Raw genomic sequence first — 15,491 nt, 5'->3', positions numbered from 1 at the left:
ATGAGGTAGGCTCCTATAGAGTCCACAACATCTCGCTGCTGTCCTTTCCGATAACCAGCGTCTTGACCATAGGTCTGTTCAGTGTTCGAGATTCTGTCCAATACTGCGTTTGTCCTTGGTAGTTGAGAATGGTTCGCACAGCTACGCTCACAGAATATGTCCGGCAGGGTGTCTACCTTGATTCAGGGGCGTAGCTGCGTGTTTAAGATCAGTCGTTGTGGAAGTAGTGAGCTTCTATCTGGTAGACGACATCGTCTAATTCCTCCTGCAGCGTATCTATAAGGCCACTCTTGGAGCTGCAGGTGTTCTCCTTACGGAGATGTGAAAGGACAGAGACAAGACAATCACGGGCTTCGTGTAGGTATTCCATGCCTGATACTGAGTCATGCGCTGAAGGGAGAGGGCATTGTATGGCGGGTCAGGAAACACGCAAGGGCTAAACGCTGTAACACTGACCACCATCACTAGTCTCGAAGTCGAGACAATCTCACTCTGTCTTTAGGCAAGGGAAAAAGATTAGGCTGTTGCTTCCTCCAGTATCCGGTACACAGAAGCCCGACCGATACCCAGTTTCTTTGCGATGGCTGATGCCCCCATACCGTTGGCCTTAAGTTCCCTCACTGTGTCAGCTTGCATCTTCGCCGTCGGCTTCCTTCCCTTGTACTTGCCTTCCTCCTTTGCCTTGGCAATCCCTGCTGCCTGCCTCTCCTTCCTCAAATTGGTCTCGAACTCAGCAAAGACTCCCAGCATCTGTAGGAATGCTATGCCTGAAGCAGTACCTGTGTCTATGTGCTGGTCGTGAATGACAAGGGAAGCACCTTTCAGCTCCAGCTCGTGGACAATCTGGGTGAGGTCTCTCATGTTCCGAGCGAGGCGGTCAAGCTTCCAGACCACCAGGCGGTCTCCCTCAGAGATAAGCGTCAGCAGTAGTTCAAGGTTGGGTCTGTTGTCTCTGCTGGTGGCTGATGCTTTCTCCTCCATGACCACTGCTTCAGGGTAAGCGGTAGAGAGGATGTCCTTCTGCACTCTCGTATCTTGGTCAGTGGTGGATACACGAGCGTAGCAGTAGGTCTTACCAGTGGTCTCTGTCGTCTGTGTGCCGGTGTTCGTTGCCATGAGTATTGCCCTGTGTGTCCCAATAGGCTCTTAGGTGTTGCGTATCGTATGTCCCAAAAGTAACGATTGCAACCCTTGTGGGACACATGTGGGGCAGTACCACACAGGTATACCCAATTGGGACAGTGTCGTCTGATGGTGGTGGGGGGTATCGAGTTCTCGCTGGGAAAGGCGCAGGGCTGGACGCTGCGGAAACTGATGGCGGTCGGAGCAGGAAAGACACCTGCCCAAAACTGGATTTGTTGGTGAAGGCTCCGAGCCCAAGGTGGGGCTACGGGGGGGTACTGAGCCATACTCTACTTAATAATTGGGCGCAGGTTTTTTTCTCACCAAAACCTGTCTAGGTGTTTGCACGTATTACTATGGCGGGTCACATACAATAACTTCGATATGCATACAGTGGCCAGTTTTCTGAGGTTATCATGGGTCTGCTTGATTCAGTAAAATCCACCTATGCTCGATCAAAAGTTACCGTCGTTTTAAGGCGAATATTCAAGCTGCAACAATCTTTTCACTCAGACGGTTTCAGTCCCGATGGAATGGCAAATATTATCGCCAGCAATGTTCCAGATGAATTTATAAAGATGAAAGCGCATGAGTCTGCTATTGCCCTAGCTGGATTAGACCATGCATTGCGTAATCTCTTTTCAAGGGGAGCCACTGACAGCGAACTTTTTTTCCCCTTATCTCTTGCATTTTTAATGTTGCACAGCGATGTCGGTAAGAATCACATCGCCTACCGTTACACAGCTATCGATTATGAAATCCTTGACCATGTGAGCGAGACTGTCTCCAATATCAACTCCTACATGGGCTCTGACCCTTTGATGAATGAGTTGTCAGGTCTTGTCAACGATTCAGTTTATTAACCACTGACGAAATTCAGAGTAAAAGCAATGAGTGATTTCAAGGGGAATGCCGCTGCTGGTGCTATCGGAGCTTCCGTAGTCTTCATCATCATAATTCAAGTCCTCATAGGTGCAGCCATTGGTTACGGTACATCTATCATGACTGACGATCTAAGTACGGTGGTAAGCCTATTCATTAACATTCCTATCGCAATGGTCGTCCTCCGCCTTGGGATACCTATGCTCGGTGGGTACATATTCGCTTTCCCAATTGTAAACTTCTTCCTTTAATTTCCCTCGAGAAACAAGGGTACCGATGTCGCCCATCACGATAGGTGCCCTCTGAACCACACCATTGATATTTCCTGTCCATGTTGACAATAAAACAAGGCTCTGCATTTGCATTCCACCACCAACAACATCGAGGGCTCTCCGCCAGGCATCTCAAGCTTGATCAAATTTAAATGTCACCACATTTGACCAGAGCGTCATCAATCCTCTCGCCTTTTTGCCTCAGTGCCTGCAGTTACCTTCGTCATGCTCTCTTTGGGGTAACCAAGTACGAAGTGGGGGATAAATAGGCTGGCTGTATTGAGGGGGCAGGGCTACCATGATGCTTTTATCTTTCGCTGGTGGTAACCTGCTTGTCTGTGTACGGGGGGGTGGCTTTTCGCATTTACAAGCGTCCAGCTATTCATGGAGACCTGTGCGAAATAAAGAGGAGAGAGGGGTGGATCAACGACTTTCCCGTCGGGTGCAGGCTGTGAAGCCATCACCGACACTGGCAGTAACTACAAGAGCCGCAGAATTAAAGGCCTCAGGGAAAGATATTATTGGTTTGGGGGCAGGGGAACCTGATTTCGATACCCCGGATCATATCAAACAGGCCGCGATTCAGGCGATTCATGACGGACAGACCAAATACACGGCTGTAGATGGTACTCCGGCACTCAAGCAAGCCATTATAGAAAAATTCAAACGAGACAATGGTCTGACCTACACCCCGACGCAGATTCTGGTATCTGCTGGCGGCAAGCACAGTTTTTTCAATATGGCCCTGGCGCTGCTCAATCCTGGTGATGAAGTGGTGATTCCGGCTCCATACTGGGTGTCTTATCCCGATATGGTGCGTATTGCCGAAGGTGAGCCAGTCATTATTGAAACCAATGCTACCCAGAAGTTTAAGATGACCGCCGCCCAGCTCAGGGCTGCATTGACGGATAAAACCCGTCTGGTGGTTTTGAACAGTCCGTCCAATCCAACCGGTATGGCTTATTCAGCAGCTGAGCTTGAAGCGCTGGGTGAAGTTCTGCGTGAATATCCAGATGTGCTGATTGCCACGGATGATATGTATGAGCATATCCTGTGGGAGAAGGGCTCCTATGTGAATATCCTCAGTGTCTGCCCGGATTTGTATGAGCGCACCATTGTTATGAATGGGGTCTCCAAGGCTTACTCCATGACCGGTTGGCGGATTGGTTATGTGGGTGGTCCGGAGTGGCTGATCAAGAATATGAAGAAGATTCAGTCGCAAAGCACCTCCAATCCTTGCTCTATTGCCCAGGCGGCAGCTGTGGCGGCATTGTCCGGTCCTCAGGATTGTGTGCAGGCAATGGTTGTTGAGTTCAAAAAACGCCATGATTATGTGCTGCAACGGTTGAATGCCATGCCGGGTATCAGTGCGCTTCCTGTTGATGGGACCTTTTACAGCTTTCCGGATATGAGTGACGCGATGGTTGTTAAGGGTTACGAGACGGATATTGCTTTTGCCGAAGCATTGCTTGAAGCGGGTGTGGCTATGGTGCCGGGTTCGGCGTTTGGTGCGCCGGGTCATATGCGACTGTCTTTCGCCACCAGTATGAAAAATCTGGAAGCGGCTTTGGATCGTCTGGAGGCTTTTGTCAGCGCTTGATGGTAATAATGAGGCAGGTGGTAAGTTTTTGCGCAGAGCGTATTGACCGTCGTCGCCTGTCTCAGTAAACTGCAACGCATCCAATACGGATCCCCGATAGCTCAGTTGGTAGAGCAAATGACTGTTAATCATTGGGTCACTGGTTCGAGTCCAGTTCGGGGAGCCAAATTTAAAAAGCCGCTTTTTCAAGCGGCTTTTTTTATGACTTTTATTCAGTCACCATTCGCGTGCGGTTAGCTTTGATTATCTGCGCGCCGACACCTTTCACTTCGCTCAATTCTTCGACGTTCTCAAACTCGCCGTGTTTCTCGCGGTGTTCAACGATGCGCTCCGCAGTCTTCTCGCCGACAAACTTTAATTCCTTATCCAGGGTTTCTGCACTGGCGGAATTGATATTCACCACATGACTGCCCTGTTTGCCTTTATCATCAGCTATGGCGTGACCGCCGGAAAGAAGAGCAATAGAAAGCAGTGAGGCGAGGGTAAACTTTTTGATCATTGGCGTACCTCCTTGTACTACGTAGCCAAACTTCATGTTTACCCGTTAAGTAGTAGTCAGGAATCGGGCCGGATTCAAATGAGTGGTCATTTCTCTGGCTGTTTACGGGGTGATTTGTAGGTGTTTTTCCCAGGGTTAAAGTTTTTAAGCAGGGCTTGCCTTTTCTGGGTTCTGAGGGTAACTTACGCCGCGTGCTTTGGAGGCGGTTAGCTCAGTTGGTTAGAGCGTTACGTTGACATCGTAGAGGTCACCAGTTCGAATCTGGTACCGCCTACCAAAGCACAGCAGGCGGTTAGCTCAGTTGGTTAGAGCGCCACGTTGACATCGTGGAGGTCACCAGTTCAAATCTGGTATCGCCTACCAATTAAAAAGCCCATCTCAATGAGATGGGCTTTTTTTATGTCAGAATTTTCTGTTGTTGCGTTCGGAACGGGCTTAAGCGGGTCGCTTCGCCAATTATCTGACATTAATGCTGTCTGAAATCAGCCAGCAGTTTCTGCCATTTTTCAATGCGGCGGTAGAAGTGTTGCCACTGATCTTCACTCAGAGTTTGCCCCAGTTCAACGATGGCAGTCATGGCCAGCTCCCGATTATGGGAATTCTTCTTTTTCAAAGCCGGGCTGTATAGGGTTTCCCGCTCCATCAGTAATACATTGAGCTGTTTTTCAAAGTCGGTACTTGCAGGTGGTATGGTCAGCAGGGCCTGAGTTTGTTCTCGCAGCCGTTGGCGGTATTCTTGCCACTCTTTGGTTGTGAGTTGCATGCCCTCGCAGAAGTGCTTAACAATTATTTGTTGCTCACGGTTTATTGAGCCAATCCAGTCTGTTACAGATTCTTCCGTTCTATCGCAGAGTTGGCTGCGAATCTGGCGCTCGCTTTTATTGGCATACTCCTTATCTCTTTCCTGGTGCCTCTCAGTCAATCTTTCCAGAAATTCCTGCTTTTGCTCTTCGGTCAGTGTCTGGCTGATTGCGATAAGGTCGGGCGAGAGCCTGCTAAGAATACTGTTGTAGCGCTCCTGAATCTGATTCTGAAGCTCGGATAGGGTATCAATCGTTAGTGACTCTTTATTTAATGACAGGAGCTGCTGAAGTAGGTTTTCATAGGCCGGCACTTCATTGTTTTCAATCCACACTTTAAGAGGTTGGATTCGTTTCGTGATTAGCTTCTCCTGCTGCTCATTAAGCGTGATGAAATCATCAATCGCTTTCAGCAGGATCCAGTCAATATTGTTATACAGCAATCGCCCGGTACAGCCGGCAATAACAATCAAGGTCAAAGAAAAAAGTAATGCTCTTAAAGAGCCTTTGGGAAGATGAGTTGGCATAAGCTGCTGTTCTCGTTTTGATCGCTTATGCATTGACTATGGCTGAAAACTATTAATAAAGCAGCAATAGATGTGCTTTGGTCCTGATGGTGGTTGTTCATTATTCTGAGTGTGTTTGTGAAGTGGTTGTTCGATATATTGATCGAGTGGGTTCGCGAAAATAGCCGACATCTGCTTTTTATACTGGTTATTAGTAACTTTTAGAGTTCTAGTGTAAAAAATAATTGATAGTTGGGCAGTGTTTGGATTAGTGTTTGCTCTATAAATTGAACAAGAATGCAAGCAGGCTGTCCTGCATGGTCAGTAAAATGAATAAAGTGAATGTCGGCGATAAGGTTAGCCGTTTGCGCAAAGCGCATAACCTTACCCAGAGAGATCTTGCAGAGCGGGCCGGGATTACCCATAGCGCTGTTTCTTCCATCGAAAACAACAAAGTCAGTCCTTCCATCAGTTCACTGCATAAAATAGTGAACGTGTTTTCCCTGTCTCTGTCGGAATTTTTCTGCGAAGAGGAAGTGTTTACTGAGCCGGGTGTAGTTATTACTCCAGACCGTTTGATTGAGATTGGAAATGACAAGGTTTCCATGAAGTTGGTGTGTGATGGGCGCAGCAATCGCCAGCTAGGTTTTCTGATTGAAGAGTATCAGCCCGGTGCCGGCACCGGTGTTAAGACGATCGAGCACGAAGGCGAAGAGGCCGGCATCGTTCTGGAAGGTGAGCTGGAGCTGACGGTGGGTGATAAAACCTACCATATCAAGGCCGGTGAGAGCTTTCTTTACGATACCAGTATTGCCCATTCCTTCAGGAATCCAGGCAAAACCGTCTGCAAAATTATCAGCGCTCATGCGCCCGCCAGCTTTTAATAATCATAAGAAGAATAAACCTTTAAGGTGAGGACAGGCTATGCAACAGCACACCCACTCCTATTATGCCGCCAGCGTTAATAATCATCGCCAGTTTCCCGCTCTGGAAGGTGAGCTGGAATGTGATGTCTGTATTGTCGGAGCTGGTTTCAGTGGTTTATCCACGGCGCTGCATCTGGTTGAGAAAGGGTTTCGCGTTATCGTATTGGAAGCGGCAAAGGTGGGCTTTGGAGCAACGGGCCGAAATGGCGGGCAGATCGTCAACAGCTACAGCCGTGATGTGGATGTGATCGAAAGCCGTTATGACAACAAAACCGCCCAGTCCCTGTGCAGCATGATTATGGAAGGCGGGGATATTATTCGTGAGCGGATTGAAACCTACAAGATCGACTGTGATTACCAGCAGGGTGGTCTGTTTACCGCGCTAAACAATAAGCAGTTTGAAGGTTTGAAAGAACAGAAAGCGAATTGGGAGCGTTACGGTAATCAGGATCTGACTTTGATTGGCAAGGACGAGCTTCGAGACTATGTGGGCACAGACGCCTACTGCGGTGCACTTCTGGATAATCGTGGCGGGCATATTCATCCGCTGAACCTTGCGTTGGGTGAGGCTGAAGCAATTGTTAGTCTGGGCGGACAAATCTTTGAGCAGTCTGCTGTGACTCGTATTGAAAAAGGGGCCAGCCCTGTTGTCTATACCGCTCAGGGGTTGGTGAAATCCCGTTATCTGGTTCTGGCGGGTAATGCCTATCTGGGAGGTCTGGCTCCCAATATCAGTAACAAGGCTATCCCTTGTGGTACACAGGTAGTTGCAACAAGGCCGTTGTCCGAGGAATTGGCCGCGGAGTTGATTCCCCACAATCACTGTGTGGAAGACTGCAATTATCTTCTCGATTATTACCGTCTGACGGGCGACAACCGTCTGCTGTTTGGTGGTGGTGTGGTTTATGGCGCCCGTGAGCCAGATTCTGTGGAGCGTTTGATTCGTCCAAAGATGGAGAAGGTTTTCCCACAGTTACAAGGTGTGGAGATTGATTATGCCTGGACGGGTAATTTCCTGCTGACCTATTCCCGCATGCCACAGTTTGGTTCTTTTGATGACAACATCTATTACCTGCAGGGCTACAGTGGTCACGGGGTAACCTGCACTCATCTGGCAGGGCGTCTGCTGGCTGAAGCACTGGCTGGTCATGCAGAGCGCTTCGATGCTTTTGCTTCCCTGAAACATTATGCCTTCCCGGGCGGACGGCACTTCCAGATTCCATTCACCGCCATGGGCGCGGCCTGGTACAACCTGAGAGACAAACTCGCAATCTAAACCAACACAAAAAAATAATAATAATCTGCGGGTGAGCCATGCTGTCTGGAGCCATCCAAGGATGTATGTTCAGAGGTAAGTTATGAAGTCCATTGTGAATCAGGCGCTGCTCGCCTGCCTGTGTAAACCGTCTGACTCTGCTATTGAAGTGACCAACCCGGCAACAGGTGAGGTATTGGGCTCTATCCCTGTGCAGTCACGGCAGGAGATTGATGACGCGCTGGAGCGATCCCGTCAGGCCCAGAAAGAGTGGCAGAAAACCACAGCGAAAGAGCGGGCCGTAATTCTCAAGCGCTGGTATGACCTGCTGATGGCGAATCAGGATGATCTCGGCCGCATTATGACTATGGAGCAAGGTAAGCCACTGGCAGAAGCCAAGGGTGAAGTGGCTTATGGTGCCTCCTTTATTGAGTGGTTTGCTGAAGAAGGCAAGCGCACCTATGGCGATACCATTCCCGGACATACCGGTGACCGTCGCTTGATGACTATTAAACAGCCGGTTGGTGTGGCCGCTGCGATTACCCCGTGGAACTTTCCCATTGCCATGATAACCCGCAAGGCGGCTCCCGCTTTGGCAGCCGGCTGCAGCTTTGTTGGCAAGCCTGCTCATCAGACGCCTTTGTCAGCCTATGCCGTTGCCGAACTGGCTTATCAGGCCGGTGTGCCTCGTGATGTTTTCCAGCTGGTTATGCACAAGTCACCTCAGGAAGTAGGTGACGCATTCTGCAAAAGTGAAGCGGTAAGGAAGCTGTCGTTTACTGGCTCAACTCGTGTTGGCCGTATTCTCACGGCTCAGTGCGCCGATACTGTGAAGCGGGTATCTATGGAGTTGGGCGGTAATGCCCCGTTTGTAGTGTTTGATGATGCGGATCTTGATGCGGCTGTTGCCGGTGCCATAGCTTCCAAATTCCGAAATGCCGGGCAGACCTGTGTCTGCGCCAATCGGCTTTACGTGCACGACGCTATCTATGACCAGTTTATGGATAAATTTATTGCCGCAGTCGGGCGGCTGAGAATGGGCAATGGACTTGATGAGGGTGTGAATGTCGGGCCCGTGATTGATCAGGTTGCTAAACACAAAATCCTGGGACTGGTGGATCATGCGGTCAGCCAGGGAGCCAAAATTGCAGCGGGCGGCACGTTACAGGACGGTTTGTTTGTTGAGCCGACAGTTCTGACTGATGTTGAGCAATCCATGGATATTGTTCAGGAAGAGATCTTTGGGCCGGTTGCACCGGTTATTCGTTTCAGCAGTGATGAAGAGCTGATTACCAAGGCGAATGACACCATTTATGGTCTGGCTGCTTACTTTTATAGCCGTGACATTAACCGTATCTGGAAGGTGGCTGAGTCGCTGGAGTACGGCATGGTGGGTATTAATGAAGGCATTATTTCAACCGAAGTGGCGCCATTTGGTGGAGTGAAGCAGTCTGGCTTTGGCCGAGAGGGTGCAAAAGAAGGCATTGATGAATATCTGGAAGTGAAATACCTCTGCTTTGGCGGCATTCAGGGATAACAGGAGGAATCGTATTATGGCATCAAATCAGAATCTTCAGACCCGAAAGGAAGCGGTGATTGCCAGAGGTATGGGCAATGCCAGTGCGGTTTATGTGGACCGTGCCGAGAATTCCTGCCTCTGGGATGTGGAAGGGAATCGTTATATTGATTTTGGCTCCGGTATTGCCGTGAATAATACTGGCCACAGCCATCCGCGTATTGTTGAAGCGGTGAAGGCGCAGCTGGAGCGCTTTTCTCATACCTGTGCAATGGTCACGCCTTATGCCTCTTTCGTAGAGCTGGCTGAGCAATTGACCGAGCGGGTTCCCGGTTCGTCTCCCAAGAAAGCTATCTTCGTCACAACAGGGGCTGAGGCGGTTGAGAATGCCGTCAAAGTGGCTCGGGTGCATACCGGTCGCAGTGGTGTGATTGCCTTTAATGGTGGTTTCCATGGTCGTACCAATATGACCATGGGGCTGACTGGTAAGGTTGTTCCCTATAAGGCTGGCTTTGGTCCTTTCCCAGGAGAGATTTACCACGCTCCTTACCCGAATGCGTTTCACGGTGTCTCTGTGGAAGACAGTCTGCAGGCGCTACAGCAACTGTTTGCCTGCGATATTGAACCAGATCGTGTTGCCGCGATTATCTTTGAACCGGTTCAGGGCGAAGGTGGCTTTTATCATGCCCCGGCGGAGTTTGCCCAGGCTCTCCGTGAGATTTGTGATAAACACGGCATTGTGTTGATTGCCGATGAAATTCAGACCGGCTTTGCCCGTACCGGGAAAATGTTTGCGTCGGAATATCTGGGCATTGAGCCGGACCTGATGACGCTGGCCAAAGGTATTGCCGGTGGCTTCCCTATTGCTGGTCTGGTAGGGAAGGCGAACATTATGGATGCCGCAAACCCTGGTGGTCTGGGTGGAACCTATGCCGGTTCACCGTTGGGGTGTGCTGCTGCCCTCGAAGTGCTGAAGCTGATTGATGAGGAGCAGCTCTGCCAAAAGGCATTGGCTATCGGTGAGATTATGGGAAGCCGACTGGCGCAGTTGCAGCAAAAGTTTCCTGTTATCGGTGATATCCGGGTGCTGGGTGCAATGGTCGCTATGGAGCTGGTGGATGCTGAGGGCAAACCACAGGCTGAGTTGACCAAAGCGCTTGTGAGTACGGCCAAAGAGCACGGACTGATCTTGTTGTCCTGTGGCGTGCGTGGGAACGTGATTCGTTTTCTGCCAGCGTTGACCATTGAAGAAGATATCCTCCGGGAAGGTCTGGATATTGTTGAACAATGCCTGCAGGTGTGTGTCTGATCAGGCTCTCGACTACAGCTATATAAAAGCTAACGCCGGTCCATAGTGGCCGGTTTTTTTATGCTCTTTTGTGGGGCTGCTGGGATTGATAATAGTAAACGGTTCTATACAGAGCTGTAGAGCGGAAACACTACAATAAAAGTAACGATTTAAAGAAGGAGTTGCGCCATGAACAGAAGAGAGCGGCAGCAGATCCTGGATGGCATTGAGGCCTTATATCCCGCAGATTCAGCCGACGGGCGTACAGCTTTTGTCGGGCAGGTGTTGTTAAATAATGCTCTAGAGAATACCTACTACAACTGGCGTGAATTGCCGGTTTCTGTTTTGCGGCGTTATCTTGCTATTTGTGAAGAGTATGAAAAGAAATCATTGGCCGGTGAGGTGGGGCCAAATTCCCCCGGCAACCTGCCAAGTTACCTCCGCCATTGAGCTGGGAGTCAGTCCCGTTTCTCCAGTTGATAGTTCATCCATTTATAAAGGCTGTCGTTAAGTGTCTGCTGAGCCTGTTTGGATGCCGCCGCCTGAGTGAGAGTCTGGTTGATCTTGTCCAGCGGAAGCGCACAGTCCAGCTGATTGGAAAAAGCGACATAAACCGGGATGGTGGCTGATAGCAGAGGCAGCTTTTCAAACTGACCTTCCATATTCATTAGGGAAACAAACAGATCATCCTGCATATCTGGATAGATCGTGTAATCCACCCGCCCAATAGCCAACATCTTTAGTGCAAGATTCGGAGTAAAGGTACGCATTAGATGTTTGGGGGAGTGCGCACCGAAAATATCCTCCACAGCTAACTGATCTGGCATGGCGCCTTTTAACTCCAGCAGGTCTCTTATCTCCTGCGGCTTTTCCACCATGTCTCTTTTTACCAGAATGGTCAGAGCGTGATTATAAAGAGGTGTGTCGGAAAAGCTGGCGACCCCCTCAGGAAATTTATCCCGGGTGATGCCCACCGTCATGGCAATACGTCCTTCCTCCATGGCGCGTAATACCCGGCGGTAACCACCAAGATGTTCCGTGGAGGTGGCAATATTATGTTCAGCCAGTGTTTGGGTCAGCAGGTCGGTGGCGGCTCCCTTCATGGTTTTGTAATCCGTCCATACGACAGGTGGAAGATTTGGGGGGCCGGAAAGCACAACCTTGTCGCATGTTTTGATGGAATCGGAAGCCTCTGAATAAGGCGAAAGCAGGACGCTGAGAAGGCAGAGTGCCATATAGAAAGAGGCTTGAGTAAGCGATAAAGGGTGTAACTTCATGAATAACCAATGCTGCTTATTTTGTGTTGTTCTTAAGCGACCGTAACGATAACCTTCCAATACTCTCTATAAAAGGTCAAATCCTGTTTTGTCAGGCTTTGTCTGTTTGGATGTTTCCTCTGCAGTGAGTTCATCACAATTGTCTGGTTTTAAGTGCGAGTTTGGTGATCAGGGGAGCGCCCGTTTTGACGCACTGGGTGCCTGGTGTTCGGCTCATCTGGGTGATGACTTCTTCCGCCGTTTAGTGGACGGCCGTATTCTCAAAAATAATCATCTTGATTCTTCTGTGCAGGCTGAAGGTGTGCAGGCACGCTTGCAGTTATTGGTTGAACAGTTCCGGGGTAATCCTGAATTTTTGTCCCGGGCTCAGTTTGAACTGATTTCCAGTGTACCTGATTCAGCGTTTTCTGAGTTGGATGCCCTCTATCCGCAAACTTACCCTGAAGGCGTGCCGGTATTGCCTCCGGATCGCTATCGTGACTGGGTGGTGCCAGTCACTACCGGCTGCCCAAACGGGCAGTGCTCTTTCTGTGTGTTTTATCGCGATAAGCCATTTCAGGTTATGAATCCATCTGTGATAGGGACTCGTATGGTTAATGTCCGGAGGCTGGTTAATGAATCGCGGTCTGGTGTGTTTCTCGGGTCGGCCAATGCTCTGGCTCTGCCTTTTCATTCTTTGCAGAGCGTACTGAGCCTAATTCAGACGGAGTTTCCGGTTTTGCCCAAAGGGATTGCCTGCTTTGCCGATGCCGATAATCTCAGCCCTAAGGTGCGATCCCGGTTAAAGGAACTGGCGGAGGCAGGTCTTAGCCATGTTGTTGTCGGTCTGGAGACGGGTTCCTCTGTATTGCGAGGTGCGATCAATAAGCGTGGCGATACAGTACCAACGGAGCATTTGATCCGTGAACTCAAGCAGGCGGGCTGCGGTGTTGGCGTGACTGTACTGACTGGCTTTCTGGCTGCCGATGATTTTGAACAGCATTGCCAGGAAACCCGTCGCTTTTTTGAGAGGGTGAAACTCGATACGCAAGATCGGATTTATATTTCCCCCTGGTTTGCCAGTGATGAAGGGAAGCCGGCACAGCGTGCCATAAATGAAATGGCGCAGATGAAAGCGACGCTCCAGACCGTGACCCGTGCCCGGGTAACGGCATATTCATCTCATAATTTTTATTATTTTACTTAAACGGAACGCATGATGTTTGCTTTTGAAATTGACAAGGATCAACCGGTTGCAGATTTTTATCATGAGCTGAATCTGATGGCGGATGGTCTGCTGTCCAGTGAAGCCAATCCTGTTGCAGGGATGGCAAATCTGGCCAGTCTGCTGTTTCACACTCTGCCGGATATTAACTGGGCTGGCTTCTATATTATGCGTGATGGTGAGCTGGTGTTGGGACCTTTTCATGGTTTGCCGGCCTGCACCCGCATTCCTGTTGGTAAAGGTGTGTGTGGTACGGCCGTTGCTGAGAAGAAGGTGATGCTGGTGGAAGATGTGGATGCCTTCCCAGGTCATATTGCCTGTGATTCTGCGAGCCGCAGCGAGATTGTGTTACCCATCTCTATTAATGGACAGGTGGTTGCTGTCCTGGATATTGATAGTCCGGAACCTGCCCGCTTTACCAGTGATGATCAGAAAGGGTTGGAAGTGACTGTCGAGCATGTGCAAAAGCATTTGCGGCTCAGTGAATTGCTGGCTCCGGCGGCTTAATTTGACCGTTTCCAGTAATCCCCCTAGGATTTCAAAGATTAACAAAAACAAAGGATGCCCCAATGACAATAAAAGTGCTGTCCGCACTGGTTGCCGGGTTGGCCGTTGGTGCCGCTGCGACTTACTTTGCAGTCAGCCCGGGAATGGGAACTGACCAGGCCAATGGTGTTCTGTCCATGGGGGGCAAGGTTTACACGATTGAAGATCTTCCTCCTGCCGCAGCTCGTGCACTTCATGACGTTGATACTCAGGCCTGGATGCAGAAGAGGCAGATTCTTGCCAGTACTGCCGGTGAAATTTATGTCTCTAATAAAGTGCAGGAGACGGGTGGTGACCGGCAGACAGTTCTAAAAGAGACACTGGGTATTGATGATCTGTCTGATGATGAGCTGAAAGCCTTCTACGAACAAAACCGTGAGCGTATTCCTGCCGAGTTTGAGCAAATCAAAGAGCAGATTCGGGGATATCTGATGGGGCAGCAGGTTCAGATGAAGCGGGAGGAGCTGGTTGAGCGTCTCCGCACTGAGCTTGATATGCAGGTAACCTTGCCTGAGCCGGAAGCACCGCTGACGGTGATTGATTATGAAGGGTTCCCGGTTAAGGGAAATCCGGATGCCAAGGTGACGATCGTCAAATTCGCTGACTATCAGTGCCCACACTGCAAAGATGCCGCTGCCACTCTCGATGTGTTGATGGAAGAGATTGGTGATAAGGCGCGGATGATCTACATGGATTTCCCGATCAATCAGTCAGGCATATCCCGTCAGGTGGCTTTGGGTGCCGTTTGTGCTGATGAGCAGGGTAAGTTCTGGGAATACAATGACGCAGCGTATCAGCAGCAGTCTTCACTGAACCCGGATTCACCTGTGCAGTTAGCCGATGCCCTGGCTCTTGATAAAGAGGCTTTTCAGGCATGCATGAACTCTGACCGTCCTGAAACTCGTGTTGCCAGGGCTGAAGATGAAGCCGAGCGTCTTGGTTTGACTGGTACCCCGGCTGTATTTGTAAATGGTCGTGTGATTCAGCCTCAGAATTTGAATGAAGCCCTTAAAACTGCAATCAAGCAGGCTGCCGGTTTGAATTAAGCCGGTTCGCACTTCAATAAAAAGCCAGAGCTTAGCTCTGGCTTTTTATTGAAGTGCTCTGATTGTTAGGTAATTGCCGTATATTTATTCAACAGCTGTTGACCTTTTCGTCTCTGTGCATAAAATGCGCATCCGTTGTCTGGCGGCGGAAGTGAAATGAACGCAAACAGGCAATCAAGTGAGCGAAATTGATCACTTGACACTGATCGGGCCATCAGTAAAATGGCGGCCTCGCTTGGGTGACCCGAACTTCTTTTAAAAAGAGCTCGGATTGGAAACAAGCTCAAGTGTTCCTCTTCACAAGATGCGATGAAGAGTGATCTTTAACAAAGAATTCAGACAATTCGTGTGGGCGCTTGTCTGGCAGGATGAAGCTTTCAGATTAACTCTCGTAGTTATGATGGAATGCAAAAAAATACTTTGTTCTGTTAAACAAGTGACTCATCAATTTGTTGAGTAATTTGCGTAATAGAGCCGCTTCTCTATCACCTTCGGGTTATGGAGATGCAAACGATTTAAACTGAAGAGTTTGATCATGGCTCAGATTGAACGCTGGCGGCAGGCCTAACACATGCAAGTCGAGCGGTAACAGATCTAGCTTGCTAGATGCTGACGAGCGGCGGATGGGTGAGTAATGCATAGGGATCTGCCTGGTAGTGGGGGATAGCCCAGAGAAATTTGGATTAATACCGCATACGCCCTACGGGGGAAAGCAGGGGATCCGTTCTTTTCGGAGAGTGGACCTTGCGCTA

The 15,491-nt window shown here is 49.6% G+C and carries 15 protein-coding genes, 3 tRNA genes and 1 rRNA gene; 14 read left to right on the top strand and 5 right to left on the bottom strand.

All coding sequences use genetic code 11. From position 1 onward, the window contains the following. Nucleotides 1-208: 208 nt before the first annotated feature. Nucleotides 209-370 (bottom strand): hypothetical protein, encoded by a 162-nt coding sequence (locus tag EHSB41UT_RS24600; RefSeq protein ID WP_165767175.1) that lies wholly within the window; start codon nt 368-370, stop codon nt 209-211. A 146-nt stretch (nt 371-516) separates the two neighbouring features. Next, a complete protein-coding gene (locus tag EHSB41UT_RS06480; protein WP_087108044.1) occupies nt 517-1,116 on the bottom strand; it encodes a recombinase family protein in 600 nt (199 codons plus the stop codon). A gap of 422 nt (nt 1,117-1,538) precedes the next feature. Between EHSB41UT_RS06480 and EHSB41UT_RS06475 the strand changes: the two genes are divergently transcribed. From EHSB41UT_RS06475 to EHSB41UT_RS06460, 3 genes are all read left to right on the top strand, one after another. Next, complete coding sequence (locus EHSB41UT_RS06475; protein ID WP_087108042.1) at nt 1,539-1,985, top strand: hypothetical protein; 447 nt, start codon at nt 1,539-1,541, stop codon at nt 1,983-1,985. Nucleotides 1,986-2,694: 709 nt separating this feature from the next. Beyond that, nucleotides 2,695-3,876: a pyridoxal phosphate-dependent aminotransferase gene (locus EHSB41UT_RS06465; protein ID WP_207626582.1), complete on the top strand. Its 1,182-nt coding sequence runs from the start codon at nt 2,695-2,697 to the stop codon at nt 3,874-3,876. A 90-nt stretch (nt 3,877-3,966) separates the two neighbouring features. Next, nucleotides 3,967-4,042, top strand: a tRNA-Asn gene (locus EHSB41UT_RS06460). Nucleotides 4,043-4,084: 42 nt separating this feature from the next. Here EHSB41UT_RS06460 and EHSB41UT_RS06455 read toward each other — a convergent pair. Further along, nucleotides 4,085-4,375, bottom strand: a complete 291-nt coding sequence (locus EHSB41UT_RS06455; protein WP_165767174.1) for a ComEA family DNA-binding protein — start codon at nt 4,373-4,375, stop codon at nt 4,085-4,087. Between the two features lie 200 nt (nt 4,376-4,575). On the opposite strand from EHSB41UT_RS06455, the gene EHSB41UT_RS06450 reads away from it, so the two are divergent. After that, nucleotides 4,576-4,652, top strand: a tRNA-Val gene (locus tag EHSB41UT_RS06450). Between the two features lie 9 nt (nt 4,653-4,661). Further along, a tRNA-Val gene (locus EHSB41UT_RS06445) sits at nt 4,662-4,738 on the top strand. Nucleotides 4,739-4,841: 103 nt separating this feature from the next. Here the strand turns inward: EHSB41UT_RS06445 and EHSB41UT_RS06440 are convergent. Continuing rightward, nucleotides 4,842-5,702 (bottom strand): DUF6279 family lipoprotein, encoded by an 861-nt coding sequence (locus EHSB41UT_RS06440; RefSeq protein WP_133060419.1) that lies wholly within the window; start codon nt 5,700-5,702, stop codon nt 4,842-4,844. Nucleotides 5,703-6,010: 308 nt separating this feature from the next. Between EHSB41UT_RS06440 and puuR the strand changes: the two genes are divergently transcribed. The 5 genes from puuR (at nt 6,011) to EHSB41UT_RS06415 (ending at nt 11,116) form a co-directional block, all read left to right on the top strand. Continuing rightward, nucleotides 6,011-6,565, top strand: coding sequence for an HTH-type transcriptional regulator PuuR (gene puuR / locus EHSB41UT_RS06435; protein ID WP_087108959.1), 555 nt, complete (start codon nt 6,011-6,013; stop codon nt 6,563-6,565). 40 nt (nt 6,566-6,605) lie between these two features. After that, complete coding sequence (locus EHSB41UT_RS06430; RefSeq protein ID WP_087108032.1) at nt 6,606-7,883, top strand: NAD(P)/FAD-dependent oxidoreductase; 1,278 nt, start codon at nt 6,606-6,608, stop codon at nt 7,881-7,883. An 82-nt stretch (nt 7,884-7,965) separates the two neighbouring features. After that, on the top strand, nt 7,966-9,399 hold the full coding sequence (locus EHSB41UT_RS06425; protein WP_087108030.1) for an NAD-dependent succinate-semialdehyde dehydrogenase: 1,434 nt from the start codon (nt 7,966-7,968) through the stop codon (nt 9,397-9,399). 16 nt (nt 9,400-9,415) lie between these two features. Then, on the top strand, nt 9,416-10,687 hold the full coding sequence (gabT, locus tag EHSB41UT_RS06420; RefSeq protein ID WP_087108028.1) for a 4-aminobutyrate--2-oxoglutarate transaminase: 1,272 nt from the start codon (nt 9,416-9,418) through the stop codon (nt 10,685-10,687). 168 nt (nt 10,688-10,855) lie between these two features. Next, nucleotides 10,856-11,116 (top strand): hypothetical protein, encoded by a 261-nt coding sequence (locus EHSB41UT_RS06415; RefSeq protein ID WP_087108026.1) that lies wholly within the window; start codon nt 10,856-10,858, stop codon nt 11,114-11,116. Between the two features lie 8 nt (nt 11,117-11,124). On the opposite strand, the gene EHSB41UT_RS06410 is transcribed toward EHSB41UT_RS06415, so the two are convergent. After that, the gene (locus tag EHSB41UT_RS06410; protein ID WP_087108024.1) at nt 11,125-11,769 is read right to left on the bottom strand and encodes a type 2 periplasmic-binding domain-containing protein; all 645 of its coding nucleotides are present in this window, start codon (nt 11,767-11,769) and stop codon (nt 11,125-11,127) included. Between the two features lie 313 nt (nt 11,770-12,082). Here EHSB41UT_RS06410 and EHSB41UT_RS06405 point away from each other — a divergent pair, with 313 nt between their 5' ends. From EHSB41UT_RS06405 to EHSB41UT_RS06390, 4 genes are all read left to right on the top strand, one after another. Next, nucleotides 12,083-13,129 carry a radical SAM protein gene (locus EHSB41UT_RS06405; protein WP_165767173.1) on the top strand — a complete coding sequence of 349 codons (1,047 nt, stop codon included), beginning with the start codon at nt 12,083-12,085 and terminating at the stop codon, nt 13,127-13,129. A 9-nt stretch (nt 13,130-13,138) separates the two neighbouring features. Further along, nucleotides 13,139-13,654 (top strand): GAF domain-containing protein, encoded by a 516-nt coding sequence (locus EHSB41UT_RS06400; protein ID WP_242667253.1) that lies wholly within the window; start codon nt 13,139-13,141, stop codon nt 13,652-13,654. A 62-nt stretch (nt 13,655-13,716) separates the two neighbouring features. Beyond that, complete coding sequence (locus EHSB41UT_RS06395; protein WP_087108018.1) at nt 13,717-14,739, top strand: DsbA family protein; 1,023 nt, start codon at nt 13,717-13,719, stop codon at nt 14,737-14,739. A 517-nt stretch (nt 14,740-15,256) separates the two neighbouring features. Further along, a 16S ribosomal RNA gene (locus EHSB41UT_RS06390) occupies nt 15,257-15,491 on the top strand; the annotation flags it as partial.

Source organism: Parendozoicomonas haliclonae (assembly GCF_900174585.1).
In the GTDB taxonomy this organism is placed as follows: domain Bacteria; phylum Pseudomonadota; class Gammaproteobacteria; order Pseudomonadales; family Endozoicomonadaceae; genus Sansalvadorimonas; species Sansalvadorimonas haliclonae.
Note: the sequence above shows the minus strand (reverse complement) of the source record. Positions and strands in the feature narration are given on the sequence as shown.